We start from the raw sequence: 25,739 nt of genomic DNA, 5'->3' as shown, positions 1-25,739 counted from the left end.
GGGCGGTTGAACGGGATCGCTGCCTCGGGGCGAAATTGGGGACGTGACATGCGGGTTCTGCTGATCGAGGACGATAGCGCGACCGCTCAAAGCATCGAGCTGATGCTGAAGTCCGAGAGCTTCAACGTCTACACGACCGATCTGGGCGAAGAGGGTGTCGATCTCGGCAAGCTCTACGACTACGACATCATCCTGCTCGACCTGAACCTGCCGGACATGTCGGGTTACGAGGTGCTGCGCTCCCTGCGCGTCGCCAAGGTCAAGACGCCGATCCTGATCCTCTCCGGCCTCGCGGGCATCGAGGACAAGGTGAAGGGTCTCGGCTTCGGCGCCGACGACTACCTGACCAAGCCGTTCCACAAGGACGAGCTCGTCGCCCGCATCCACGCCATCGTGCGCCGCTCGAAGGGCCATGCCCAATCGGTGATCACGACCGGCGACCTCGTCGTCAATCTCGACACCAAGACCGTCGAGGTCGATGCCCAGCGCGTGCATTTGACCGGCAAGGAATATCAGATGCTGGAGCTGCTCTCGCTGCGCAAGGGCACGACGCTGACCAAGGAAATGTTCCTGAACCACCTCTATGGTGGCATGGACGAGCCCGAGCTGAAGATCATCGACGTCTTCATCTGCAAGCTGCGCAAGAAGCTCGCCAACGCTTCCGACGGCAAGAACTACATCGAGACCGTCTGGGGCCGCGGCTATGTGCTGCGCGAGCCGAGCGAAGCCGAGGAACGCATTCCGGCTTGAGCTTCGTCATGACGGCGTCATCATCGACGCCTAACAGTTAGATCGCCTGATCGTCGGATGTACACGACAGGTGAACGGGGACCCCGCCGAGAGGCGGGGTTTTTGTTTGTGCGGCGGGCGGAGGAGAGGTCGAACGGCCGGCGGGCCGGCGGCGATCAGGTCCGCGCGATCTTGAAGGCGGAGGGGCTGCCGCCGGGTTCCGGGCTTGCCGGGAAGGGCGCGCGCCGCGCCTGTGCGTTCGACGAGGCGTCGCGATAGATGCCGCGGTGCTGCGGATCCGGCACCAATGTCGTGGTGATGCCGATGACCGTCTCGGCCGCGCCGAGGATGAAGGCGCCGTTCCGCGCGAGCCGTTCGGCGAGGGCCGCCATGACCCGTGCCTTGGTCGGGACGTCGAAATAGATCAGGACGTTGCGGCAGAAAATGATGTCGAATTGGCCGAGCTGCTGGCTCGGCTCGAGCAAATTGTGCGGCTTGAGCGTGACCATGCCGCGAATGCGCTCGGAGAGGCGCCATTTGTCACCTTCCTGCCGGAAATGCTTGAGCAGGAGCTGGATCGGCAGGCCACGCTGCACTTCGAACTGGCTGTAGAGTCCCTGGCGCGCGCGGTCGAGGACCTCGACCGCGATGTCGGTGCCGAGGATTTCGATGTTCCAGCCGGCGAGACGATCGGCGGCCTCGTCGAGGAGCATGGCGATCGAATAGGCTTCCTGGCCGGTCGAGACCGCGGCGCACCAGATGCGCAGCGTCCGGCTTTGCGCATTGGCTGCGAGCTTCTCGGGCAGGAGGATGTCGCGGAACAGGTCGAACGGCGTGCGGTCACGGAAGAACAGGGTTTCGTTGGTCGTCATCGCCTCGATGACGGCCGCTTCGAGCTCGGAAGCCGGGCCGAGGCGCAACTGGCTGACCAGAGCCGGTATCCCCGCGATGCCGCGGCGACGGCAGAGCATGCCGAGCCGGCTCTCGACCAGATAGCGCTTCTCCGTGCTGAGGAAGAGACCCGAGCGCCGCTGCAGAAGGATTCGCAGGAAATCGAAATCGAGCTCGGTCATGCGGGGCGGCTCCCGCCGACGAGCGTGCGGATGGCCGGGCCGATACCGGACAGTGGCAGCACTGCACTGGCCTGACCGGCGCGCACGACCGAGCCCGGCATGCCCCAGATCGTGCTCGACTGCTCGTCCTGGGCGATGACCGCGGCGCCTGCGCGACGCAGCGTGGTGGCGCCGTCGGTGCCGTCGGAACCCATGCCGGTCATGATCAGCCCGAGGGCGGCAGGGCCAAGATGGCGCGCGGCATCCGCGAAGAGGATATCGACCGCGGGCCGGCAGAAATGCACCGGAGGCTCGTCGCTGATGCTGGCCGCGATGTGGCCGAGCTTGCGCTCGATGCCGAGATGGCGCCCGCCAGGCGCGACATAGATCATGCCGCGAGCGAGCCGCTCCCCGTCATGAGGCTCGCGTGCCGGCACGCCGAGCTGGGCTGCGATCTGATCGGCGAAGGAGGCGGTGAACAGCGGCGGCATATGCTGGACGATCAGCGTGGTCAGGTTGGCGAGGGCTTCGCCGAGATCGCCGAGGACGCGGGCGACGGCGCGCGGACCGCCGGTCGAGGCTCCGATCACGAGATAGCGCGGCATCACGGAGACCAGCGGCCGCAGGTCGGCGACGCCGCTGGGCAGCGGGGCGCTCTGAGCGCCGTCCGCGGCGAGGTCACCCTCGCGGAAACGGGATTGCGTAATGCTGCTGAGTTTGCCGAGCAGTTCGCTGCGGAAGTCGAGCGACAAGGTCAGCCCGCTGCGATTGTCGGGCTTCGGCAGGACGTCGACCGCCCCCTTGCTGATGCATTGCAGAGCCAGCTGGGCGTTGCGTTCGGTCAGCGTGGTGGTGAGCAGCACGGCTGTCCGGGGACTTTCCTTGATGATCCGTGGGAGCGCCTCGACGCCGTCGAGGATGGGCATGTCGAGGTCGAGCACCATGATGTCGGGATGATGCCGCCCGGCATGCTCGATCGCGGATTCGCCATCGCCGGCGACGCCGACGACATGGAAGCGGCCGCTCTCGCCCAGCCAGCGCGCGAACAATCCGCGCACCACCATGGAGTCGTCGGCGATCACCACCGTGCTCAGGCGCGCGTCTTGCCGGTTTGCGGAGGGCGGCGCGGGGGTCATGGCGATTGCGCGGTCGGGGGACGGGGGTGCGACATGCAAGGCTGCTTCAGAGCAGCCCGACCTGGTGGAACTTCGACGCGACGATTTCCTTGTCGAACGGCTTCATGATGTACTCGTCGGCGCCGGCGTGCATGGCGCGGGCGATGTGCGCGATGTCGTTCTCGGTGGTGCAGAACACCACCTTGGGGCGCTTGCCGCCCGGCATCTGCCTGAGGTTCCGCAGGAAGTCGTAGCCGTCCATGATCGGCATGTTCCAGTCGAGCAGGATCGCATCCGGCATCTCGCCCTTGCAGGCGTCGATGGCGCGTGCGCCGTCCTCGGCCTCGGCGATGCGGAATTGCAGCCCTTCCAGGATGCGGCGGGCGACCTTTCGGATGACCGCGGAGTCGTCGACGACGAGGCAGTATTTCATGGCAGGCTCCAGGGCGCGGATCGTCAGGCGGCGATCGGCAGTTCGATGTTGAGGACGGCGTCGACGTCGATCACGACCAGGAGGCGGTCGTCGAGGCGGTGGACACCCTTGGCGATGGCAGCCCAGGCGCGATCGAGATGGATCGGCACCGGCTCGAAGGTCGTGCGGCTGAGGCGCATCACTTCGCCGACCGTGTCGACGATCAGGGCGAAGGCCTCGTCGGCCTGCTCCAGCCCGACCGCGGTGAGTTCGCGTTCCTCGCCTGCGGGCGGTATCGCGGGCGCGTCGGCATGGTGCATGCGGCGATGCATGCAGATCGCGGTGACCACGCGGCCGCGCAGATTGATCAGGCCGACGACCTCGCGTGGCGCCAGCGGCACCGGCGTGATGCGGGTGGCGATGAAGACGTCCTGCACGCGCGCTATCGGCAGGCCGAGCAATTGCCCGCCGACCGTGACGGTGACGTAGTCGAGCGAGTCCTCGAAGGTCAGGCCTGCGCCGTTCTGATCGTTCGGGGCGGTCATGCGGCTCGCCTCACTCTGGAACGGGTGTCCGCCAGTTCGGCGATCAGGGTGCGCCGGTCGAACTTGGCGACGACTTCGTCGAACTGCGCCTGGCTCGCGGCGATGTGCAGCTCGGGCGTCGGCAGGCTGGCGAGGCCAATGATACGCAGATCCGCATGGCGGTCTTCGCTGCGCAGCCGCGCGGCGAGGGCGAAAGCCGCGTCGGTATTGTGGTCGATGTCGACGACGACGGCGTTCAGCTGGTCATCACCCGAGGCGAGCCCCGCCGCCATCGCAGGATCTGCTGCATGCGTGACCCGCAAGCCCGCGGCCTTGAGAACGGGCGCGAGCATCTCGCGCAGGAACTCCGACGGCTCGACCAAGAGGACACGCGGGCCGCCGCTCTCATTGTGGCGCAGGTGCAGCCAGTTCGGATTGGCCCGCGGCAGATAATAGGCGAGATCGAGAATCTCCGTCGCTCGGCCCCGGATGATCGCCGAACCCAGCAGCCCCTGCTCGGGCATGGCGAGCATCTCGATGTCGAGCACCTCGTCGACGATGTCGACGATGGTGTCGACTGCCAGCGCCATGCTGAAATCGCCTTCCGAGAAGATCACCAGAGGTTGCAGGCCAGCTTGGCGGAGCTGGGTGCCCTCGACCGGGAGCACCGGCATCAACCGCCCGCGATAGTTGAGCAGCGAGCGGCCGCCGCCGTTCTCGAACAGGCCGGCCTCGATCTCCTCCAACCGCGTGACCAAAGAGAGGGGGACCGCTTTCACTCCGTCCTTGCCGGCGCGGAAAACCAGCATCGTGGTGCGCTCGGCCGGAAGCGCCGCATCGACGGAGACGTCTGATGCGATGTCGTCCTGCGTCGTCACGCCGACCAGGCGCGCCACGCCGTTGGGGTCGACGATCAGCACCACGGCGCCGTCGCCGAGGATGGTGTTGCCCGAGAAGAGCGGAATGTGGCGCAGCCGCGTCGACATCGGCTTGGCCACGATCTCCTCGGTGTGGAACACCGCCTCGACGAGGATGCCGAACTGGCGCTCGCCGACCTGCGTCACTACGATGAAGCCGTCGTCGGTGATCGCCGCATCCGCCTTGCCGATCACGCCGGCCAGGGCGATGATCGGCAACAACCGCTCGCGCAGGCGCAGCACCGGCGTGTTGTTGATCCGCTCGATGCGGTGTTCGCCGCCGGCCTTGACGCGCACGAGCTCACGCACGACCACCTGCGGAATGGCGAAGCGCTGGCCGTCCGTCGCGACGATCAGGGCGGAGACGATCGCCAGCGTCAGCGGGATCTTGATCGTGATCGTGGTGCCCGTGCCGGCGATGCTGGCGATGTCGATCATGCCGCCGATGGCATCGACATTGACCTTGACCACATCCATGCCGACGCCGCGCCCGGAGATCGAGGTGACGGTGTCGGATGTCGAGAAGCCCGGATGGAAGACGAAGCGCAGCAGCTGCGTCTCGCTCATCCGGTCGGCTTCGGCCTCCGTCGCCAATCCCTGCTGGATCGCCTTGCGGCGAATGCGGGCGACGTCCATGCCCCGGCCGTCATCGGAAATCGCGATCGTGACCGAGCCGCCTTCGTGATAGGCCGAGACGCGGATCGTGCCGGTTTCCGGCTTGCCGAGCGCGACGCGCTCCTGCGGCTCCTCGATGGCATGGTCGGCGCAATTGCGCACCATGTGGATGAGCGGGTCCTTGACCAGGTCGAGCAGCTGGCGGTCGAGCTCTGTGTCGGCGCCTTCCATCACAAGCTCGATCTTCTTGCCGAGATCGGTGGAGAGGTCGCGGACGATGCGCGGCAGCTTCGACCAGGCGTTGCCGATCGGCTGCATGCGCGTCTTCATCACGCCGTCCTGCAGCTCGGCGGTGATGAGCGAGAGCCGCTGCAGCGGCGCCTTCAGCCCGGCGTCTTCCTGCCGGCGCGCGATCTCCAGCAGCTGGTTGCGGGTCAGCACCAGCTCCGAGACCATGGTCATCAGATGCTCGAGCGTGTCGACATTGACCCGCAAGGTTGCCGGGCCGGCCGCCTTCGCATCCCGGCCGGCCTCGCCATGGGCCATGCCGGGCTGGTCGAGCGGGCTCGGCGCGGCGCGGAAGACCAGGTCCATCTCGTCCGGGACTGAGCCTGTCCCTGGTGCTCCGCCGGCCTCGGCCGACCGGCTCTCGGCCGAGCGGGCGAGATAGGCGGCGACCGGATCGAGCAGGGACTGCGGCTGCCGGACGGCCAGCTCCCGCTTCGCCCGTTCGGCCAGGCCACGCAATTCGTCGATCAGCTGGCCGTCATGACCCGGCGGCTCCTGCCCCTTCTCGGCGAGCTCGGCCATGATCTCCTTGATCCGGTCAATCGTCTCGAGGATCGCCGTGACGGCACTCGACGAGACGCTGGCGCCGTCGCGGAACTGGCCGATGACGGATTCGGCCGCATGGGTCAGCGCCTCCAGCCGCGGCAGGCCGATGAAGCCGCAGGTGCCTTTGACCGTGTGGACGAGCCTGAAGATGTTGCGCAGGATGTCGCCGTTGTTCGGCTCCTGCTCGAAACGGACGAGCTCGCGATCGACCATGTCGAGATGCTCGCCGGTCTCTCCCAGAAACTCTTGCAGCAACTCGTCCATGCAAGGACCGCTCACTCACGCCACCGATGCTGCTGCGGATATTGCGGTGGAAGGGTTTATGATCGGTTGAGAGGGAGCGGAAAGCGCAAGGAATCACAAGGCGTGCGGACAGCCCGCCGAAGTCTCAGGCCGGCTCGGCGCCGATGCTGACCGTGTCGCCCTCGATCGCGAAGGCGATCTTCATCCCGGCAGCGCGCGCGACCATTCCGGTATAGAGCGGCTGGACCGCATGGGCGTCGATGGCGCCGGTCTCGGAGCGGCCGGCGATCAGGTCCTCGACATGGGCGGGAATGCGCGCATGCGAGCCGGTGGCGGTGATGGCGAAGCCGCCCTGCTCGCCGGTGACGGTGCAGCGGCAGGTGATCTTGCCGCCACGCGGGATCGCCTGCGTCGCCAGCACGAGCAGGTTGAGCACCAGCTTGACCTGGTTCTTGGGCAGGAGGGCGCGCGGCGCCTCCCAATCGAGCGAGAGCTTCTCGTCGTTGAGGAAGCCGTTGGCGACGGAGCCGGCGTCGCCAAGATCGATCATCGCGCCGGCCGAACCGGCCGCGCCGAAGGCGAGCCGCGCGAATTGCAGCCGGGCCGAGGCGTTGCGGGCGCTCTTCTTGATCAGGTCGAGCGCGAAGTCCTTCATCGAGGGATCGTCTTCCTCGAGCACTTCGAGCGCGTTGACGATGGCGCCGACCGGGCTGATCACGTCATGGCAGACGCGGCTGCAGAGAAGCGCGGCCAGATCGAGCGGCTCGAGTGAGATGGCGGTCATGATCCGGTCCTGCGGTCAAGAGAATCAGGGCGATGTTGCACCCATGTCGAAGCGCAGAATGCGCGAGGCTGGTTTGCAGCTGGTTAACCATAGCCCCGGCACCCCTTTGGTGCGCGTGCCCTACCGGCATGCCTTGGCAAGATGGCTGCCAGAAGGCGAGCTGGCTTTTCCTTTGGCATTACATGCACTAGCTAACGGTATGACATCGCCGGAGGCGCCGCCCGGCTTAGGACGATAGAACGGCACACGGCGCCGGCGAGATTGGTTCGAAAGATGGCCATCGCTCACGATGATTCACGCCTGACCGACCAGGACGGGCTCGCGCGCGCGCTCGGCGAGGCGGCACGGCGCACCGCTGCGGTGCTGCTGGCGAAGCGGGCGGCGCGCGACGTCAAGCTCAAGGCGGACGGCTCGCCGGTCTGCTCCGCCGATCTTGCCGCGGATTTCGCCGCCAAGCAGGCACTGGCCGAGCTGCTGCCGGGCTTTCCGGTGATCAGCGAGGAGAGCGTCGGCGAGATCGCACCGGCCGAGGTCTTCATCCTGCTCGACCCGCTCGACGGCACGCGCGAGTTTCTCGCCTCCGGCGACAGCTACTGCGTCGCCATCGCCGTGATCCGGAACGGGCGCCCGCTCGCGGGCGCGATCGCCGCGCCCGCCCTCGGCCGGCTCTGGTTCGGCGGGGCGCGCTGCTTCGCCCAGGCGCTGGACGATGAAGCGAAGCCGCTCGGCGCGCCGCGGCAGGTCCATGTCCGGTGCGAGCCGGAGGACGGCCCGCTGATGCTGGTGAGCCGCTTCCACGGCGACACGGTCAGCGCCGGCGTCGCGGCCGCAATCGCGAAGGGCGATGGCGCGCCGGTGTCGTCGGCGGTGAAGTTCGGGCTGATCGCATCGGGCGAGGCCGATCTGCATGTGCGCGGCGGCCCGACCATGGAATGGGACATCGCAGCGGGCGATGTGATCCTCGCCGCCGCCGGTGGCGTCGTGCTGACCCTCGACGGCGAAAAGCCGGCCTACGGCAATGCCGAGCGCGATTTCCGCAATCCGCCTTTCGTGGCGGCGAGCTGCGAGCGTCTGGCCAGGCTCGCGATCGAGAAGGCTGTGGCTTGCCGGCCCGAAACCTGCCGGGCCTGAGCGGCGTCAGCGCGCGATCAAGGTCGCGACGGCCGGCCAGCGTTCCTGGGCCTTTGCGCGCAGGGCGGCCTCGGAGAGGAAGCGCCGGCGGTTCTCGTCGCTGCGAAAGAAATAGAGCTGCGCGCCGATGACGGCGAAGCGATGCGGATCGGCGTCGACCGCGCGCCCATCCGCCACGCCGCTGGCGTCGAAGCCGCCGAAGCGCGGGGTGTAGACCTGTGGCGCCTCGCGGAAGGCGTCACGGTTGGCGGCGCTGGCGAAGCGCCAGACCGCGCCCGCATGGATCAGCTCGTATTCGGGCAGCCCCGGCACCGCGGCGTCGTTCAGGAAATATGCGACGGGATCGAAACCCGAGAGCGCCAAGCCGGTGCGGTTGTCCCGTTGCATGGCCTCGCCGAGATTGGGCAGCTCCGGCAGGCCGGGGGGGAGGGTGGACGCCTGGCCCGGCCCGGCGGCGAGGCACAGCGCGCAAGCCGTTACGATGCCGGCGAGAGCGGTTCCAGCATGCCTTGCTGCGGCCTTCATCGCCAACCAATCCTTGGTTTCAGTCGTGTCGCGGCACGTTCTGCGCCGCGGTTCACCGCTTGGATACACATACAGCGTATCCAGGAGGTTACCGCGGCCGCATGAATTGATGCGGTATGCCGTCGACACAGCCCTGGCAGGAGGCCGAATGCCCAATGCCCGGCCCTTGCCTGGAGACGATGTCATGAACCACACCCGCCGCACCTTGTTCACCGGCGCCTTGTTGCTCGGCGCTGCGCTTGCGACCGGCTCCGCCGCCGCCCAGAATGAGCGCTCCTTTTCCCAGAACGAGCTGGTCACCTCCGGTCACCAATTCTTCGGCAATGTCTCGCGCGGCTTTGCCCTGACGGTCGAGGAGGCCGTGCGCCGCTGGGGCGAGCCCAACGGCTATGTGCTCGGCCAGGAGGCGTCCGGCGCCTTCGTCGGCGGCCTGCGCTATGGCGAGGGCACGTTGTTCACCCGCAATGCCGGCGACCGGAAGGTGTTCTGGCAGGGCCCGTCGGTCGGCTTCGATTTCGGCGGCGACGGGGCTCGCACGATGATGCTGGTCTACAATCTGCCGAGCGTGCGCGCGCTCTACCAGCGCTTCGCCGGGGTCGACGGCTCGGTCTATTTCGTCGGCGGTTTCGGCTTCACCGCGCTGACGGCGGAGGGCGTCATGGTGGTGCCGATCCGCACCGGCGTCGGCTGGCGGCTCGGCGTCAACCTCGGCTACCTGAAGTTCACGCCGGAGGCGACCTGGAACCCGTTCTGACCCTGACAATCGTCGGCTGCTGGTCTTATCTAACAAGGCATGGCAGCCTAAGCTCAGGCTGATCGCAGAAAACCGGAGCCGCCCTGCCTTGATCGAAGCCGTCATGCTCATTGCGCTCGGCTTCCTGTGCGCCAGCCTGCTCGCCCTCGCGGCCTTGCCGGCGCTGAGCCGCAGAGCCGATCGGTTGGCGCGGCGGCGGGCCGAGGCCGCATTCCCATTGTCGCTCGCCGAGATCGCCGCGGATCGTGATCATTTGCGCGCCGAACTCGCGATCCGCGAACGGAGCCTGGAGCAGAAAGCCGAGAGCGGCTTTGCCGCCAAGGCCGGTGCGATGAGCGAGATCGGCCGGCGCGACATGACGATCGCCCGGCTGGAAACCGATTTGATGGAGCGCAAGCAGCGGATCGGGGCGCTCGAGACGGAGCTGGCGGAGAGGACTCAGGAACTGGCGCAGACGCGCGAGTCTCTGGCCAAGGAGAGCGCCGGGCATCAGACGACGCAGGCGACCTTGTCGAGCCGTGTCAGCGACCTTGCGGCCGTGGAGGCGCAACTCGCCGAGATCCGCCAGGCGCTCAGTGGCACCTCGGCCGATCTCGCCGCCCGCAACCACGAGCTCGCGGAACTGAGGGCCTTGCACGACAAGGCTGCGACGAAGCTCGCGGAACGCGACCAGGCTCTGTCCGCCCTGAACAACGAGCACGACCGCCAGCGCCTCGCTTTGGTCGAGGCCGGCACGCTCAGGCTCACGCTGGCCGGCGAGCGCGACGATTTCTCGGCCCGGCTCAGCACGTCGGAGACGGCGCTGGCCGAGGCGCGCACGAGCCTTGCCGCGATGAAGCTGGACCGCGACAGCGAGCGCTTGCGGGCGGATGCCCTGGCCACGCGGGCGAACGAGGCCGAGGCGGCGTTGCGCACGGCCGACGCGAACGCCATCAAGCTTGGCGCAGAGATCGCAAAACAGGAGGCCGCCATGACGCAGGCATCCGCCGAGCATGCGCAGACGCAGGAACGGATCAAGGCGCTGGAGGACAGGATCGCGGCTGCCGCCGCGACGGAGGCTCGCCTGAAAGAGCAGCTCGCGAGCGAGGCGGCGGCGCATCGTGCGGCCCTGCGCGAGCGCGACGAGATGGTCGAGGCGCTGCATGCCGAGATCGGCACCGTCCAGGGCGCTCGCGACCAGGCACGGGCCGACCGGGCTGGCTTGAAACGCGAGCTGGCGGCGCTGCGCAAGCAGAACGCCGGCAAGGCGGCCGGCGAGGCGGCCTTGCGCCAGGAGATCGTCCGGCTGGCCGACGCGCTGCTGGTGGCGTCGGAGAGCCGCGAGGCGGCGGAGTAGACGCCAGAACGCGAGAGCCTTTCCACTTTTGCCGGACATGCTCTAGGGAAAGGGCGGTCGCTTTCGCGGCCGGCGGCTTCGGTTTGGGATGATGACGGATATCGTTTGTATCGGCGAACCCCTCGGCGAGTTCAACGCGACCCGGGGCGAGGCCGGCGCCTATCGCTTCGGCCTCGGCGGCGACACCTCCAATTGCGCGGTCGCGGCAGCCCGGCAGGGTGCCAAGGTCGCCTATGTCGGCGCGCTCGGTGATGACGAGCCCGGTCGCTCGTGGCGGTCGCTATGGGCCGCGGAAGGCGTCGACGACAGCCATGTCTCGACCCATGCTTCGGCGCCGACCGGGCTTTATTTCGTCTCCCACGGTCCGCAAGGCCATGTCTTCTCCTATCTGCGCGCCGGCTCGGCCGCGAGCCTGTACGGCCCCGCGCAATTGCCGAAGGAGCTGATCGCCTCGGCCAAGGTGATCCAGGCTTCCGGCATCAGCCAGGCGATCTCGGCGAGCGCTTGCGATGCGGTGTTCGAGGCCTTCGCGACGGCGCGCGAGAACGGCGTGCTCACCGCTTACGACACCAATCTTCGGCTCAAGCTCTGGCCGTTGATGCGGGCGCGGGCGATCGTCCATGCCGCCTGCGAAATGGCCGACATCGTCCTGCCGGGCGACGGCGATGCCAAGCTGCTGACCGGGCTGGAGCAGCCCGACGCCATCGTCGACTTCTACCTCAAGCTCGGCGCCAAGGTCGTGGCGCTGACGCTCGGCCATGAGGGCTCGCTGGTCGCGACGCCGGACAAGCGCCAGCGTTTCGTGCCGATCAAGGTCGATGCGATCGACGCGACCGGCGCCGGCGACTGCTATGACGGCGCGTTCCTGGCCGAATATATCCGCACCGGCAATGCTTTCGCTGCCGGGGCCTATGCCAATGTCGCGGCGGCCTTGTCGACGCAGGGCTATGGCGCGGTTGCCCCGTTGCCTCGCCGGGCCGATGTCGAGGCTCGGATCGCGCAAGAGGCGGCCGGCCGGGCATGAGCGTTCCAGTCCTGACGGAAGCGGGCGCGCTGCTGGCCCGCTACGATGTGCTGATCAGCGATGTCTGGGGCGTCGTCCATGACGGCGTGCTGGCGCTCGATCCTGCTTGCGAGGCGCTGATGCGCTACCGCGAGGGCGGCGGCACGGTGGTGCTGCTCTCGAACGCGCCGGGGCCGTCGGAACAGATCGCCGGCGTGCTCGACAGCAAGCGCGTGCCGCGCGCCGCCTGGGACCGGCTCGTGACCTCGGGCGACGTCACGCGTGCACTGATCGCCGAGACATATCTGCGCAAGGCCTATCATATCGGCTGGCACGAAGACCGGGCGGTGTTCACAGGCTTCGACATCGAGCTCGTCGGCGAGGACGAGGCGCAGTTCGTCGTCGCGACCGAACTCAATGACTACCGCCGGGAGCAGCCGGAGCAGTACCGGCCGCTGCTGTCGCGCTTCGCCGCGCGCGGCTTGCCCTTCATCTGCGGCAATCCCGATCTCGTCGTCCATGTCGGCCATGATCTCCTGCCTTGCGCCGGGGCGCTGGCGACGATCTATGAGGAGCTCGGCGGCCAGGTCGCTTGGGCAGGCAAGCCGCACCGCCCGGCCTATGACCTCGCATTGGCGGCCGCCCGCGAGGCGCGCGGAGGGCGCGATCTCGATCCCGCCCGCGTGCTGGTGATCGGCGACGCGGTGCGCACCGACCTCGCCGGAGCCAAGATGATGGGCTTCGACAGCCTGTTCATCGCCGGCGGCATCCATCGCGACGAGACGATCCGCGACGGGGCGGTGGTCCCTGACGGGCTCTCGCGTGTGCTGGCGACGCACCGGCCCTTGCCGGTCGCAGCGATGGCGGCGCTGGGGTAGGTATCGTCCTTCTCTGCCGATGAGGGCGCGGGAGCCCTCTCCCGGAACGGGGGAGGGTTGGGAGGGGGCAGAGCCGAGGCTGGTTCGATGTCGCGCCGGCCCCCTCTCCATCTCTCCCCCGTTCCGGGAGAGAGAGGCGCCTCCTTCGTCGCCGAAAGAGAGTTCTCTACACCGGCGGCGGGTTCGCCTTCCGGATACGCTGGCCGATCGCGTGATAGAGTCCGTCGAGCGGGCGGAAGACGAAGCGGATCGTCGAGCGGCCGGGCGGCACCTGCACGGCGCGGAAGATCACGTTGGCGCGCAGCAGCTGCGCCGGCTTGCCGTCGATCTCGACCTGCCACCAGGGCTGCCAGACATCGTTCAGCACGACGAAGCCGCCGCGCGGCGCCTCGACATCGAGCAGCACCTCGGTCGTGCCGTAATTGCGGATACGGACGCTGCCGGCCTGGGCCGGTCCGGTCGGCAGGGGAGGCGGCGCCTTGTCCAACAGGACGGTGCGGCGCGGGTCGAAGCCGACAGGCCATTGCCCGCTCTTCAGGATGGCGGCAAAATCAGCCTGCTGTGCTTCGGTGACGAGCAATACGCGTGGCAGGGCGCGCGGGTTCTCGTAGACATAGGCGTCCTTGGTCCGGGCGATCTGGACGAGATCACCCGGCTTCAGCCGCTTGTCGATCTGCTCGACCGGGACGCCGGTCGCGATGAAGCGTAGGCCGAGCATGTCGGCGAGCAGCGAGCGATAGGACGGCATCAGCGGCGCGAACGTCCGCTGGTCGGGCAAGGCGACATGGTCGCCGGCGCCGGTCGCCTGGCTGTAGAAGCCGAGCCGGACCGGGTTGTAGCCCAGCGTGTTGTCCAGCCCGTGAACGAGACTGGCGTTCGGCCAGTGGAAGTCGATGCCGGCGAGCTCGATGCGGTCGCGCCGGTCGGGGCCGGCGGTGCGGGCGGTCTCGCGCTTCAGCAGGGCGATGGTCTCGTTGCCGCTGTCGGCGCGCAGCACCTCGTACATGTCTGCCGGCAGGGCGGTCGACTCGCTCGGGCCGTTGTTGACGCCGAGATCGACGACCATGGCGATGGCGAGGACGATGGTCGCGGCCATGCCGGCGCCCTGCAGAGCAAGCCCGCGTGCCGCGACCAGCGCGCCGGCGACCAGCGTCAGGCAGAGCACGGCGGTGACCAAAGGCACGAAGGCGACATGCAGTCGCCCGATTGTCCAGGCGAGCCAGATCGCTGTGCCAAAAGCCGCCAGCAGCAAAAGGATTTCGACAGCGACCTGCCAGCGGCGCGGGCGCGGCGCGGTATCGGTCAGGACGAGATGGGTGAGATAGCCGCCAAGGATCGAGAGCAGCGCGCCGAGGATGAAGAGCGCGTCGGCCGGGCGGCGATAGAAGTCGATGCCCGGCAGATGGAAGAGCAGGGCAAAGCCAGGTGTGTAACGGCCGAGCGCGAAGACCAGCACGAGCAGCGCCGCGACGCTGAGCGCGACGATCTCGCGCCGCAGTAGGGCGCCGCGGACGATGCCGACGCCGACGATGAGCAGGATCGGCAAGAGGCCAAGATAGAGCTCGCCCATATTGCGGGCAAGATAGAGGTCGAGCGGGCCGAAGCGCTTTTCCCAGGCCGGGCTGGGCGGGCCCCAGAAGTTCTCCAGCGGCCCGGATGCGCCATAAAGATTGGCGATCAGCCCGGTCAGCAGCGAGCCTGGATGCAGCGAGCCCTTGCCGGCCCCGGCGAGGTCGATCACCGGCCGGTTCGATTCCTCCGCCAGGACGGCGGTGAGCAGGATCGGCACTGTCGCAACCAGCGTTGCACCGATCACGCCGAGGAGCAGCGGCATCAGGCTGGCGCGCAGTGCCGCCAGCGGCTTGTCGGCCATGGCGATGGCGGCGAGCACCAGCCCGGCCAGGACATAGACGCCGAGCAAAGCGACCTGGTCGCGCCCGAGCACCATGAAGCCGGCGACAAGGCCGGCGGCGAAGCCATAGCGCCAGGAGCTGCGTTCGAGTGCGCGCGAGAGCAGCAGCAGCGTCACCGCGAAATAGGACAGGCTCAGCACCTGCCCGACATGCTGGATGCGCCAGGCGGCGGCTGCGCCGAAGGCGAAGGAGAGCGCGCAGACGACGGCGCCGGCCGGGTGCCAGCCGCGATCGCGGAAGAGCAGGACGAGGCAGAGCGCGCCGACGAGCAGCGAGCCGAGCAGGGCGCCGTCGCTCCAGCGGAAATCCGGGCTCGGATTGAGCAGGGCGATCAGGAAGAAGGGCGGCGAGAAGATCAGCGATTGCGGATCGGCGACCTGCGGCGATCCCGCGAAGACGAAGGGCGTCCAGAACGGCGAAAGCCCCTTGTGCAGGGCGCTGGCGAGGAACTGAAGCTGCGGGTGGAAATGCGCCTTGGCGTCCCAGGGGACAGTCACCACGCCGGAGAGCCAGGGCCAGGACAAAGCGAGCCAGCCGGCGCAGACGAGCAGCATCACCCTGGTGGTCGGCCAGGGTGCGGGGGGCGTTGCAGTCTCGTGGTGGTCCTGACCTGGCAGGCGAGCATCGGACATCAGGGCTTCCTGCCCCAGGTCCGGGGCTCGATCAATCCTTCGGCGCGGCGCGCGCCATCAGCGCGTCCATGTCGATGAAGTGGCCGGCGCGATCGCGCTTGGAAGCGAGATAGCGGACATTGTGGACATTCGGGCGGCCGAGGACGCGCTGGGTCGCGGCGACTTCCAGGCCGGCGGCCTTGATTGCCCCGATCTTCAGCGGGTTGTTGGTCAGCGCCGTGACGCTGGAGACGCCGAGCTGCTTCAGCATGGCGGCCGCGAAGTCGAAATGGCGCTGGTCGAGGTCGAAGCCGAGCACCTCGTCGGCATCATAGGTGTCCCAGCCCTGGCTCTGCAGCTTGTAGGCGCGCATCTTGTTGGAGATGCCGTTGCCGCGGCCTTCCTGGTCGAGATAGAGCAGGATGCCGCCCTCGTTCTGCGCCATCCACTGCACGGTCTCGCGCAGCTGGTCGCCGCAATCGCATTTCAGCGAGCCAAACAGGTCGCCGGTCAGGCAGGCCGAATGCAAGCGCACCGGCACGGCCGCCGTAAGGTCCGGCTTGCCGACGATAATCGCGACCTGGTCGCGCAGGCCTTCGCCGCCGCGGAAGACGACGAATTCGGTGTCGGGCGCGCCCTCCAGCGGCACCGGCGCCCGCCCGACGATCGCCAAGCGCGCGACCTGCGCGGCGCGATAGCCGTTGACGGCGTCAATCGAGACCTCGATCAGCGGCTCGCCGGCGACCTGCTGGGCCGAGACCGGGACGAGGATCACCGCCGGCAGCACGAGGGAAAGGCGGGCGAGTTCGAGCGCGGCGTTATCGAGCGCGCCTGCCGGCCCAACGGGGGCATCGACGCGGGCGTCGAGCTTCAGGGCGAGCGTCTCGACACGGGCGAGGTCGATCACCGGCATGGCGAGGATGCCGGTCTCGGCGCGTCCCTTGGCGCCGAGCCGACGCAGGCGCGCGGCGCTCAGCACGAGGCGGGCATTGCCGGCGGAGAGCGAATCGAGACGGGCGGTGAGATCGGCCTCGGCAAGCTCGGCCGACAAGGCCAGCGCCAACTCGTCGCCCTGGCGCAGCAGCACCGGACGGGCGGCGCGAAACTCGGCGAGAGCGCGGTCGACGGCGACCAGATCGGTTTCACCCGGCCGGTCGAAGAGCTTACGCGACTGAGGCATCGGAAGGTCCGTCAGATTGCGCCCGAGAGCGCGGAGGAATTTGAGCTTGTTACGCGTGTCTCGCTCGGACAGATCACCCGGCGCGACACGGCGCTTCTACAACGTTTCCGCTTCTGCGTGGTTCCCAAGACAGTGCCTGCAATCGGACTGATCGCGACCGATTGCAGACTGCCCTATAAAAGCGCGAGATTGAACACCAGATGAATAGTCTCGGCCGCAGACCCTGACCAGATATGGCGAGCGGGAGTGCATAAGGGAAATGACGCAGGGACATGACCCGGTGACGACGGGCGCAGGGCGCGCCCCCGTCTACAGCAAGCCAGCGCGCATGCTGCACTGGACCACGGCCGCGGCGGTGTTCGTGATGATCCCGCTCGGGCTCGCCATGACCTATCGCGGTAACACGCTCGACATCTGGGATGGCGTGACGGACGCGCTCTATTCGACGCACAAGCTGCTCGGCTTCCTGGTGCTCTGGCTCAGCGCCGGCCGGCTGATCTATCGGCTGCTGCATGGTGCGCCGCCCGACGAGCCGACGCTGGAATGGTGGCAGAAGGCCGCGTCCCATCTCGTCCACTGGGCGCTCTACGGCCTGCTGCTGGTCGTGCCGCTGCTCGGCTGGCTCGGCGTCTCGCTCTTCCCATCGCTGACGGTGTTCAACCTGTTCGACCTGCCGGCGCTGGCTGCGCCCAATGAGGATGCGGCCAAGCGCGTGCTCTTCGTCCATGGCTGGCTCGCCATTCTGCTGGCGCTGCTGGCCTGCGCGCATATCGGCGCGGCGCTCTTCCACTATGTCATCCGCAAGGACGGCGTGCTGCGCCGGATGTTGCCGGGGGTGAAGTAGGGCTGCTCGGTCCAGCCTCCAGCCCTCATCCTGAGGAGGCCGCGTCACCGGCCGTCTCGAAGGATGCTCCAGTTGTCTCCGGAGCGTCCTGAAGCATCCTTCGAGACGCGCTCCTGCGGAGCGCTCCTCAGAATGAGGGCTGAGGGGAGGAGGATCGTTACTGCATTCTCACCACTCATCCGGCAGCATTCCGTCCTCGACGATCTCCGCCAGCCGGCGGCGTGTGCCCGGCGTCGTCTTCTCCGGCAGGGCCGAGAGCGGGAAGAAGCGCGCCTCGGCGATCTCGCGATCGGGCTGCTTCGGTCCGCTCCGCGTGAAGGAGCGCACAACGAAGACGGCGACATGGTCGCGCACGGAGACGTGGCGGTTGAGGAAGACGCCGTGCAGCACGGCCGGGCCGGTCAGCGCGATGTTGGCTTCCTCGCGCAATTCCTTGGCGAGCGCGTCGGCAAGCGTCTCGTTCGGCTCGACGCCGCCGCCGGGCAGATGCCAGCCGGGCGTATATGTGTGGCGCACCAGCAGGACTTCGCCGGCCTCGCTCAGCACGGCGGCGCGCACGCCGAGGGTCATGCCGCGACGCAGGCGGAAATAGAGATGCAGGGCGCGCCCGGCCAACCGCCGGAGCAGGGGCGGCACCAGTTCGATCCCTGATGCGCCGAAGCGCGAACTCGATCCGTCCTCGTTGCTCACGATTTGGGCAAATCCTGCTGCCGGGTTAATGTCCATGCACAAAACGCATATCAGAACTCTGATTTGCCTCTCGATATAACACAAACGCGCCATATATGAGGATCACAAGCTCATGCCGTTACCGCTGGGGAAATTATCATGCTTCTCGCTTTCATCACCGCCCGCCTGAACGCCAAGCCTCGCTATGTCTGGAAGCCGGCTGTCACCCTGACCGATCCGCGCATCGTCTCGGAGCTGACCGGCTCGGCCAACTGAGCCTTCAGATCACGATGATGTTGGATCGAGCCGATCCAAGATCATGAACGTGATCGATTCCGAGAATTCAGAGCAGGATTCCTGCGAAAAGCCGGTTCCCACTTTTTCGCATGCTGCTCTGTAGGCTGCGTCATCTTCGCCCGCCGCCACCGTCGTGCTTGACGGGGCGCGGGCGTTGAAGGCAAGCGCTGGAGCGTGTTCACACTCGCGCATCTCTCCGACCCGCATCTGGGGCCGCTGACCAAGTTCTCGCTGCGCGAGCTGATCGGCAAGCGCGCGACCGGATATGTCAACTGGCGACGCAAGCGGCGCCATGCTCATGACATGGAAATTCTCGGGCTGATCGTTGCCGACATCCTGGCGCAGAAGCCTGACCACATCGCCTGCACCGGTGATGTCTCCCATATCGGCCTGCCGACCGAGTTCAAGACGGCGCTCTCCTTCCTCGATACGCTCGGTCCGCGCGACACTGTCAGCTTCGTGCCAGGCAATCACGATTGCTATGCGCGCTCGTCACTCTCGGCGCTGGCGCGCGAGCTGGCGCCCTGGTGCGCCAGCGATGACGGCGAGGCCGGCTATCCCTGGTATCGCAGGCGCGGGCCGGTCGCGCTGATCGGAATGAACACCGGCATTCCGACCATGCCGCTGATGGCGACCGGGCGCGTCGGCTCGGCCCAGATCGCCGTCACCGAGCAGCTGCTGGCGCAAGCCAAGGCCGATGGGCTGATCCGCGTCGTCCTGATCCACCATCCGCCCTATGTCGGCGGTGCGCGGCGCACGCGCGAGCTGGTCGATGCCGACGCCTTCGAGGCGATGCTGCGACGGGTGGGGGCGGAGCTCGTCCTGCACGGCCATAATCACCGCTTCTCGCTGGCCTGGCGGCCGGGGCCTGGCCATGACGTGCCGATCGTCGGCGTGCCCTCGGCCTCGATCGGCCCGCGCGGCGGCCATGGCGAGCTCGCCTGCTGGCACCTGCTGCGGATCGAGGGGCCACCGACGGCCCCCCATATCAGCCTGGAGCGCCGTGCCTTCGATCTCGACGGCACGGTCAAGCAATTGCAGCTGGTGCCGCTGACGGGCGGCGGGATCGTCTGACGGAAGCCGTCAGACGCAGCGGCCGCCGTCGACCGCCAGCACCGAGCCGGTCACCATCTCCGACTCGTCCGAGCACAGGAACAGCGCGGCATTGGCGATGTCCTGTGGCGTCGAGAAGCGGCCCCAGGGAATCGTCGCGGTGAAGGCCTTGCGCTTCTCGGGCGTGTCCTCGCCCATGAAGGTCGCGAGCAGCGGCGTCTCGCCGGCGACCGGCGCGATGGCGTTGACGCGGATCCGATCCGGGGCAAGCTCGACCGCCATCGACTTCGACAGCAGGTTCGCGGCGCCCTTCGAGCCGTTGTACCAGGTCAGGCCGGGACGCGGGCGCACGCCGGCGGTCGAGCCGATATTGAGGATGACGCCGCCGCCATGCTCGCGGAAATGCGGCACGGTCGCCCTGGCCATCAGGAAGATCGACTTCACGTTGACGTCGAAGACGCGGTCGAACTCGGCCTCGGTGACATCCAGCATCGGCTGGTTGCGATGGCTGATGCCGGCATTGTTGACGACGATGTCGAGCCGCTCGAAGCGCTTGATCACCTTGGCCACGGCGGCATCGACGCTCTTCGCCTTGCCGACGTCGCAGGCGACGGCGAAGGCCTTGCGGCCGATCGCCTTGGCCGCCTCGCGGGCCTTGTCGCCATTGATGTCGAGCACCGCGACCCGCGCGCCCTCGCGCACGAAGGTCTCGGCGATGCCGAGGCCAAAGCCCTGCGCTGCGCCGGTGATCAGCGCCGTCTTGCCCTTCAATCTCATGGTGCTTCCTCGAGGATTCCATCTGCGCGCCGACTGTGGGACGATTTGGCCGGCGGGATAAATACGCTTTCGCGATTGGCCGGATAGCGGAATTGTATGGGCTGGGTGGCCGATCGCGCAGTTTGGCATTGTCGTCATGGTCGGGCTCGTCCCGACCATCCACGTCTTCGTCGATCGAGGGCGGTGTTCAAGACGTGGATGCTCGGCACAAGGCCGAGCATGACGGAGCGAGCGCTTGCGGGGCCTTACGCCCCGATCTCCTCGCGCAGCATCTCGAGCTCGAGCCAGCGCTCCTCGGCCTGCGCGATCTCGCGCGTGACCTCGTCGAGCCTTGCCGTCGCCTTGGCGAAGAGTTTTGGATCGCGGGTGTAGAGGTCGCCGGCCAGCGCCGCGTTGAGCTTGCCGGCCTCGGCCTGCAGAGCATCCAGCTTCTTCGGCAGCGTTTCCAGCGCGTGCTTCTCGTTGAAGGAGAGCTTGCGCTTCGATGCGGAGGCGGGGGCGGCAGCCGGTTTCGGGGCGGCCTCTGCCGCCGGCTTCTCCGGCGCGACCTTGCTCCTGGCGCCGACGCCGCGGCCGCGCTGGGCCAGCATGTCGGAATAGCCGCCGGCGAACTCGGTCCAGACGCCGTCGCCATCCGAGATCAGCACCGACGACACGGTGCGGTCGAGGAAGTCGCGGTCGTGGCTGACGAGCAGGACGGTGCCGGCATAGTCGGCGACGAGCTCCTGCAGCAGGTCGAGCGTCTCGATGTCGAGATCGTTGGTCGGCTCGTCCAGCACGAGGAGGTTGGAAGGCTTGGCCAGGGCGCGCGCCAGCATCAGCCGGCCGCGCTCGCCGCCGGAGAGGGCGCCGACCGCGGTGCCGCGCTGCAAGGGCTGGAACAGGAAGTCCTTCATGTAGCTGACGACATGGCGTGGCTCGCCGCCGACCATGACCTGGTCGCTGCCGCCGCCGGTCAGCACGTCGCCGAGCGGCGTCGCCGGATCGAGGCTTTCGCGGCTCTGGTCGAGCGTCACCATCTCCAGCGCCGTGCCGAGCTTGACCGTGCCGGCATCGGGCTTGAGCGCGCCGGTGAGCAGGTTGATCAGCGTCGTCTTGCCGGCGCCGTTCGGCCCGACGATGCCGATCCGGTCGCCGCGGGCGATGCGCAACGACAGCGGCTTGACGATCGGCCGGTCGCCATAGCTCTTGGCGATGCCGACGGCCTCGACCACCAGCTTGCCGGAGGACTGCGCCTCGCTGGCTTCGAGCTTGACGGTGCCGACGGCCTTGCGCGCGGTGCGGCGCTGGTCGCGCAGCGCATGCAGTTCGCCGAGGCGGCGCTGGTTGCGGGTGCGCCGGGCGCTGACGCCATAGCGCAGCCAGTCCTCCTCGCGGGCGATCTTGCGGTCGAGCTTGTGGCGGTCGAGTTCCTCCTGCGCCAGCACCTCGTCGCGCCAGGCCTCGAATTCGCCGAAGCCGCGCTCGACGCGGCGGGTCTGGCCGCGATCGAGCCAGATGGTGGCGCGCGAAAGATTGCTGAGGAAGCGGCGGTCGTGGCTGATCAGCACCATGGCCGAGCGCAGCGATTTCAACTCCGCTTCCAGCCATTCGATCACCGGAAGGTCGAGATGGTTGGTCGGCTCGTCGAGCAAGAGGATGTCGGGCTCGGGCGCCAGCACGCGGGCGAGCGCGGCGCGGCGGGATTCGCCGCCCGACATCGCCTGCGGGTCCTCCTCGCCGGTGAGGCCGAGCTCCTCGACGAGATAGCGGGCACGATAGGGATCGTCGCCTGGCCCGAGGCCGGCCTCGACATAGGCGAGCGAGGTCGCAAATCCCGTGAAGTCCGGCTCCTGCGGCAGATAGCGGACGGTGACGCCGGGCTGGAGGAAGCGCTCGGCGCTGTCGGGTTCGACCAGGCCGGCGGCGATCTTGAGCAGCGTCGACTTGCCGGAGCCGTTGCGGCCGACGAGGCAGACCTTCTCGCCGGCCGAGACGGCGATCTCGGCCGATCCCAGCAGCGGCTGGCCGCCGAAGGTGAGCGCGACGTCGCGCAGATGAAGCAGAGGAGCCATGGCGCGGGGGATAGACTGCGCGGGCGCGCCTGTCACCATGCCGGGGCTTGCGAGGCGGCTCAGCTTGATCCACTATAAGATACGTTTTGTATCTCATATAAGATGATGCCATGAGACAGCCGGCCCTGCGCAAGCCTCGTACCGCCCGCATCGGCGACAATGGCGGCCCGCCGCTGGAGGAGAAGACGCGCAAGCCGCGAGTTAGTCGGGACGAAATCGGCCGCACGTTCGACTGGCGCTTCGCCCATCGCAAGGCCTGGAAGAAGCCGCGCGAGATCGCGCTGCGGCGGCAGGAGCGGGCCGAGGCGCTCGGCCTGACCTATGAGGAATATACGCTCGAAGTGCTGGAGCGCGGCTATTTCCCGCAGGAAAGCCACGTCGAGACGATCGTCGCCAAGCGGCCGCAGCGCCGGCGCGACGGCGGCGTGGTCGGGCAGTCGCTGAAGGGAATGAGGTTGAAGAAGACGTAGAGCGTCATTCTCGGACGGAGCGAAGCGCAGATCCGAGAACCTCAGGACCAGCTAGCTGGTTTCCGAGATGGTCGGGTCAAGCCCGACCATGACGAGTTTCTAGGCTCGCAGCGCCCGCCGCAGGACCTTCGTCATCGGCCGCTCGAACCAGTGGTAGACCGCCAGCGCCGCGAGCACGGCGGCGACCAGCGCCAGTACGATAAAGAGCCCGGTCGCGCCCGGTGCGAGACGGGCGAAGACCTCGCGCAGCGCCCGCATCGCGAAGGGATGGACGAGATAGAGCGCATAGGAGGCATCGCCCAGGGCCGCCAGCGAACGCACTAGCGCTGAGGGAGCGGTGACGTTGCGGCCGCAGGCTGCGGCTCCGACGAGGAGCAGCGCACCGGTACCGCGCAGGACAACCGCGCCCCAGGAGGTCTGCGCCCAGCCATCGCCGGAGGCGACCACGAACAGAGCGATCCCGGCCGCCGTCATCAGCCAGCGCAGGCGGCCGTCGAGCCTGAGACCGTTCTGGCGCAGCAGGCCGACCGCCATGCCGGCAGCGAATTCGAGCACGATCGGCTGGCCCCAGAAACCGAAGGGTAGGGGCAGCGGCCCGGCCAGGCTCTGCGCTGCGACCAGCGCGGCGAGCGCGACGATCACGAGCGGCACGACCAGTCGGCCGGGCGCGAGCAGCGCGGCGCCGAACAGGGCGTAGAACAGCATCTCGTAGTTCAGCGTCCAGCCGAGCGAGTAGACCGGCTGCAGCTCGCCTGCCGCGTTCGCCATCGGCCAGAACAGATAAGAGGCTGCGATTTGCTGGAGGCTCGGCGCACCGGAATTGAGCATAGCGGGCGAGGCGAGCAGCACGAGGAGGAAGAGCGTCGTCGCGGCCCAGTAGAGCGGCACGATCCGGGCGATGCGCCGAGCGATGAACAGGCGCGCCCCGTCCGGCTGGCCGAACAGCCTGGCCGAGGAGTGGACCATGATGAAGCCGGAGATAACGAAGAACAGGTCGACGCCGGCACTCCAAGGCAAGGCGCGCGAGGGTGTGAAGGCGATGCCGGCCCCGGCCGCGAGAAAGCCGGCATCGGCCTGGACGTGATGGACCGCGACCATCAGCGCCGCAAGTGCGCGCAGGACCTGGATGCCGTAGAGCTGGGGCAAAGGGGGAATCGTCTTTGAAAAGGGCGGGTGAGCGCGGGAGCGCTCAGGCAAACCACAAGCGCGCGGGATCGTCGAGGCCGAAGCGGCTCGGCGCAGCAGCGATGGCCGCGAGGCCCTGTTCGGCCGGATCGTCGGCGGTGATCACGTCGAGCGAGAAGCGGGCGGCGAGATCCTCGACCGGCGGCTTGCCGGCGAAGACGGCATGGATCGTCGCCTTATCGGCGAGCGGCAGGATGCGCGGCGCGATGCCGCCGGCGAGATAGACACCGCCCGTCGCCTTGAAGCCGAGGGCGAGATCGCCGGCGACCCGCGCCAGCAGCCGCCAGAAGCAGACCACCGCCATCAGCGCGCCGGGATTGCCGTCGAGCGCCAGCGCGGAGACGTCGGCGGCGCTGACATCGGGCTCGGCCACGTCGGACTGGCGCATAACAGCCCGGTGGAAGCGAACGAGGCCATTGCCGCTGAGCAGTTCCTCGACGGTGACGCGCGGGATGCCCTCGGCCAGAGCCGGCCAGAGCTTCACCTCGGTCGGATCCTCCGGGCCGATGCCGATATGGCCGGATTCGGTCGGCACCAGCATGCCGGTGTCGCCGCGCCGCAAGAGGGCAGCAGCACCGAAGCCGGTTCCGGGACCGAGCACCAAGCGCGGACCTTCAGGCTCGGGCTTGCCGCGGACGAGATTGACCAGGTCGCGGTCTCGAAGCACGGCCAGAGAAGCGGCGAGCGCCTCGAAATCATTGACCAGCAGCCCCTGCTCGAAGCCGAGCGCCTTGCCGAGTTCCGGGCCGTCGAAATGCCAGCTGGCATTGGTGAGCTGCGCCTTGCGGCCATCGAGCGGCCCGGCGACGGCGAGGATTGCCGAGCGCGGCTTCACTGTCAGCGTCGACAGCACCGAGCCGAGCGCCGCCTCGGGCGTCGGATGCGCGCCGGTGCTGATCCGGGCGAGCGGCTCGTGCAGGCCGCCGGGCGTTTGCACCAGCGAGAGCCGGCAATTGGTGCCGCCGATGTCGGCGACGAGCACCGGATGGGGAAAGCCCGCGCTCACGCGTGCTTCTTCCAGGGAGAGAACCAGCCGAGGCCTTCGAGCGTGCCGGCGCGCGGACGATACTCGCAGCCGACGAAGCCGGCATAGCCGAGCGAATCGAGCTGGGCGAACAGCGCGGGATAGTCGGGCCGGGTGCCGTCGGGCTCGTGCCGCCCCTCGGCATTGGCAATCTGGACATGGCCGACAAGCGGGTAGAGTGCTTCCAGGCGCGCCCCGACATCGCCGTGGATCAGCTCGCAATGATACATGTCGAACTGCAGCTTGACGTTGGGCCGGCCGGCTTCGCGGACATAGGCCGCCGCCTGGTCGAAATCGTTGAGGAAATAGCCCGGCATGTCCTTGCCGTTGATCGGCTCGAGCAGCAGGTCGATGCCATGCTCGCCGAGCTTGTCGGCCGCATAGGCGAGCGAGGCGCGATAGGCCTTTTGGGCGGCCGGATCATTCGGGTCGGTGAGGCCGGCCATCATGTGCAGGCGCTTGACGCCGGTCTCGTGGACATAGGCCAGCGCCGTCTCGATGCCTTTCCGGAACTCCTCCTCGCGGCCGGGCAGCGCCGCTATGCCGCGTTCATCCTTGGCCCAATTGCCCGGCGGCAGGTTGAACAGCGCCTGCTCGAGCTGGCCGCCGGCGAGCGCGAGGCCCACCTTCTCCGGCGCATGTTCATAGGGAAACAGGAACTCCACCGCCTCGAATCCGGCCTCGGACGCCGCCTTGAAGCGGTCGAGGAACTCCCACTCGTTGAACATCATCGAGAGATTGGCGGCAAAACGCGGCATTGGTCGGTCTCGTCAGTCGGATCGAGGCAGCAGGCTAGCCCGTTAGGACGGG

Annotated in this window: 24 protein-coding genes; 9 read left to right on the top strand and 15 right to left on the bottom strand. The window is 67.9% G+C overall.

Annotation, left to right across the window (positions count from 1 at the left end; all coding sequences use genetic code 11):
* Positions 1-48: 48 nt before the first annotated feature.
* The gene (locus BMZ69_RS08265; RefSeq protein WP_066470963.1) at positions 49-750 is read left to right on the top strand and encodes a response regulator transcription factor CtrA; all 702 of its coding nucleotides are present in this window, start codon (positions 49-51) and stop codon (positions 748-750) included.
* Positions 751-905: 155 nt separating this feature from the next.
* On the opposite strand, the gene BMZ69_RS08260 is transcribed toward BMZ69_RS08265, so the two are convergent.
* The 6 genes from BMZ69_RS08260 to BMZ69_RS08235 all read right to left on the bottom strand — a co-directional run bounded on the left by BMZ69_RS08260 (position 906) and on the right by BMZ69_RS08235 (position 7,225).
* Positions 906-1,802 carry a CheR family methyltransferase gene (locus BMZ69_RS08260; RefSeq protein WP_092156080.1) on the bottom strand — a complete coding sequence of 299 codons (897 nt, stop codon included), beginning with the start codon at positions 1,800-1,802 and terminating at the stop codon, positions 906-908.
* Positions 1,799-2,863, bottom strand: coding sequence for a chemotaxis-specific protein-glutamate methyltransferase CheB (gene cheB / locus BMZ69_RS08255; RefSeq protein WP_244543271.1), 1,065 nt, complete (start codon positions 2,861-2,863; stop codon positions 1,799-1,801). Before cheB ends, BMZ69_RS08260 begins: the two co-directional genes overlap by 4 nt.
* A gap of 100 nt (positions 2,864-2,963) precedes the next feature.
* On the bottom strand, positions 2,964-3,329 hold the full coding sequence (locus tag BMZ69_RS08250) for a response regulator (RefSeq protein WP_057190702.1): 366 nt from the start codon (positions 3,327-3,329) through the stop codon (positions 2,964-2,966).
* 23 nt (positions 3,330-3,352) lie between these two features.
* Positions 3,353-3,853, bottom strand: a complete 501-nt coding sequence (locus tag BMZ69_RS08245) for a chemotaxis protein CheW (RefSeq protein WP_092156078.1) — start codon at positions 3,851-3,853, stop codon at positions 3,353-3,355.
* A complete protein-coding gene (locus BMZ69_RS08240; protein ID WP_092156077.1) occupies positions 3,850-6,462 on the bottom strand; it encodes a hybrid sensor histidine kinase/response regulator in 2,613 nt (870 codons plus the stop codon). The genes BMZ69_RS08245 and BMZ69_RS08240 overlap by 4 nt, the downstream gene beginning before the upstream one ends.
* A 124-nt stretch (positions 6,463-6,586) precedes the next feature.
* Positions 6,587-7,225, bottom strand: a complete 639-nt coding sequence (locus tag BMZ69_RS08235; protein WP_092156076.1) for a histidine phosphotransferase ChpT — start codon at positions 7,223-7,225, stop codon at positions 6,587-6,589.
* Positions 7,226-7,498: 273 nt separating this feature from the next.
* Here BMZ69_RS08235 and BMZ69_RS08230 point away from each other — a divergent pair, with 273 nt between their 5' ends.
* Positions 7,499-8,356, top strand: a complete 858-nt coding sequence (locus BMZ69_RS08230; RefSeq protein WP_092156075.1) for a 3'(2'),5'-bisphosphate nucleotidase CysQ family protein — start codon at positions 7,499-7,501, stop codon at positions 8,354-8,356.
* A gap of 6 nt (positions 8,357-8,362) precedes the next feature.
* On the opposite strand, the gene BMZ69_RS08225 is transcribed toward BMZ69_RS08230, so the two are convergent.
* On the bottom strand, positions 8,363-8,881 hold the full coding sequence (locus BMZ69_RS08225) for a YHS domain-containing (seleno)protein (protein ID WP_092156074.1): 519 nt from the start codon (positions 8,879-8,881) through the stop codon (positions 8,363-8,365).
* 184 nt (positions 8,882-9,065) lie between these two features.
* Between BMZ69_RS08225 and BMZ69_RS08220 the strand changes: the two genes are divergently transcribed.
* From BMZ69_RS08220 to BMZ69_RS08205, 4 genes are all read left to right on the top strand, one after another.
* Complete coding sequence (locus BMZ69_RS08220; protein WP_175506718.1) at positions 9,066-9,635, top strand: DUF1134 domain-containing protein; 570 nt, start codon at positions 9,066-9,068, stop codon at positions 9,633-9,635.
* A gap of 88 nt (positions 9,636-9,723) precedes the next feature.
* Complete coding sequence (locus BMZ69_RS08215; RefSeq protein ID WP_092156072.1) at positions 9,724-10,971, top strand: coiled-coil domain-containing protein; 1,248 nt, start codon at positions 9,724-9,726, stop codon at positions 10,969-10,971.
* Between the two features lie 91 nt (positions 10,972-11,062).
* The gene (locus tag BMZ69_RS08210; protein WP_092156160.1) at positions 11,063-11,995 is read left to right on the top strand and encodes a sugar kinase; all 933 of its coding nucleotides are present in this window, start codon (positions 11,063-11,065) and stop codon (positions 11,993-11,995) included.
* On the top strand, positions 11,992-12,852 hold the full coding sequence (locus tag BMZ69_RS08205; RefSeq protein WP_092156071.1) for a TIGR01459 family HAD-type hydrolase: 861 nt from the start codon (positions 11,992-11,994) through the stop codon (positions 12,850-12,852). The genes BMZ69_RS08210 and BMZ69_RS08205 overlap by 4 nt, the downstream gene beginning before the upstream one ends.
* Before the next feature lie 166 nt (positions 12,853-13,018).
* On the opposite strand, the gene BMZ69_RS08200 is transcribed toward BMZ69_RS08205, so the two are convergent.
* Both BMZ69_RS08200 and ribA read right to left on the bottom strand, forming a co-directional pair.
* A complete protein-coding gene (locus BMZ69_RS08200; RefSeq protein ID WP_244543270.1) occupies positions 13,019-15,397 on the bottom strand; it encodes a glycosyltransferase family protein in 2,379 nt (792 codons plus the stop codon).
* Between the two features lie 31 nt (positions 15,398-15,428).
* Positions 15,429-16,556 (bottom strand): GTP cyclohydrolase II RibA, encoded by a 1,128-nt coding sequence (ribA, locus tag BMZ69_RS08195; RefSeq protein ID WP_092156069.1) that lies wholly within the window; start codon positions 16,554-16,556, stop codon positions 15,429-15,431.
* Positions 16,557-16,815: 259 nt separating this feature from the next.
* Between ribA and BMZ69_RS08190 the strand changes: the two genes are divergently transcribed.
* The gene (locus BMZ69_RS08190) at positions 16,816-17,400 is read left to right on the top strand and encodes a cytochrome b (RefSeq protein ID WP_092156068.1); all 585 of its coding nucleotides are present in this window, start codon (positions 16,816-16,818) and stop codon (positions 17,398-17,400) included.
* A gap of 168 nt (positions 17,401-17,568) precedes the next feature.
* Here BMZ69_RS08190 and BMZ69_RS08185 read toward each other — a convergent pair whose 3' ends face one another.
* Positions 17,569-18,045, bottom strand: a complete 477-nt coding sequence (locus BMZ69_RS08185) for an NUDIX domain-containing protein (RefSeq protein ID WP_244543279.1) — start codon at positions 18,043-18,045, stop codon at positions 17,569-17,571.
* 495 nt (positions 18,046-18,540) lie between these two features.
* On the opposite strand from BMZ69_RS08185, the gene BMZ69_RS08180 reads away from it, so the two are divergent.
* Complete coding sequence (locus BMZ69_RS08180; protein ID WP_092156066.1) at positions 18,541-19,440, top strand: metallophosphoesterase family protein; 900 nt, start codon at positions 18,541-18,543, stop codon at positions 19,438-19,440.
* A gap of 9 nt (positions 19,441-19,449) precedes the next feature.
* On the opposite strand, the gene BMZ69_RS08175 is transcribed toward BMZ69_RS08180, so the two are convergent.
* Both BMZ69_RS08175 and BMZ69_RS08170 read right to left on the bottom strand, forming a co-directional pair.
* The gene (locus BMZ69_RS08175) at positions 19,450-20,196 is read right to left on the bottom strand and encodes a glucose 1-dehydrogenase (RefSeq protein WP_092156065.1); all 747 of its coding nucleotides are present in this window, start codon (positions 20,194-20,196) and stop codon (positions 19,450-19,452) included.
* 245 nt (positions 20,197-20,441) lie between these two features.
* Complete coding sequence (locus BMZ69_RS08170) at positions 20,442-22,250, bottom strand: ABC-F family ATP-binding cassette domain-containing protein (protein ID WP_092156159.1); 1,809 nt, start codon at positions 22,248-22,250, stop codon at positions 20,442-20,444.
* A gap of 110 nt (positions 22,251-22,360) precedes the next feature.
* Here BMZ69_RS08170 and BMZ69_RS08165 point away from each other — a divergent pair, with 110 nt between their 5' ends.
* Entirely contained in the window at positions 22,361-22,720 is a 360-nt protein-coding gene (locus BMZ69_RS08165) for a hypothetical protein (RefSeq protein ID WP_175506717.1), read from the top strand.
* 99 nt (positions 22,721-22,819) lie between these two features.
* Here BMZ69_RS08165 and BMZ69_RS08160 read toward each other — a convergent pair whose 3' ends face one another.
* Genes BMZ69_RS08160 through otnI form a run of 3 tightly spaced genes read right to left on the bottom strand, consistent with a single transcriptional unit; the run spans position 22,820 to position 25,687 of the window.
* A complete protein-coding gene (locus BMZ69_RS08160) occupies positions 22,820-23,866 on the bottom strand; it encodes an acyltransferase family protein (protein WP_244543269.1) in 1,047 nt (348 codons plus the stop codon).
* A 43-nt stretch (positions 23,867-23,909) separates the two neighbouring features.
* Entirely contained in the window at positions 23,910-24,911 is a 1,002-nt protein-coding gene (locus tag BMZ69_RS08155; protein ID WP_175506716.1) for a glucokinase, read from the bottom strand.
* The gene (otnI, locus tag BMZ69_RS08150) at positions 24,908-25,687 is read right to left on the bottom strand and encodes a 2-oxo-tetronate isomerase (RefSeq protein ID WP_092156064.1); all 780 of its coding nucleotides are present in this window, start codon (positions 25,685-25,687) and stop codon (positions 24,908-24,910) included. Before otnI ends, BMZ69_RS08155 begins: the two co-directional genes overlap by 4 nt.
* Positions 25,688-25,739 lie beyond the last annotated feature (52 nt).

Origin of the sequence: Allobosea sp. CRIB-10 (assembly GCF_900112185.1) — a bacterium.
Classification (GTDB): domain Bacteria; phylum Pseudomonadota; class Alphaproteobacteria; order Rhizobiales; family Beijerinckiaceae; genus Allobosea.
The sequence above is the reverse complement of the archived record's forward strand: the minus strand, read 5'-3'. Positions and strand labels throughout refer to the sequence as shown.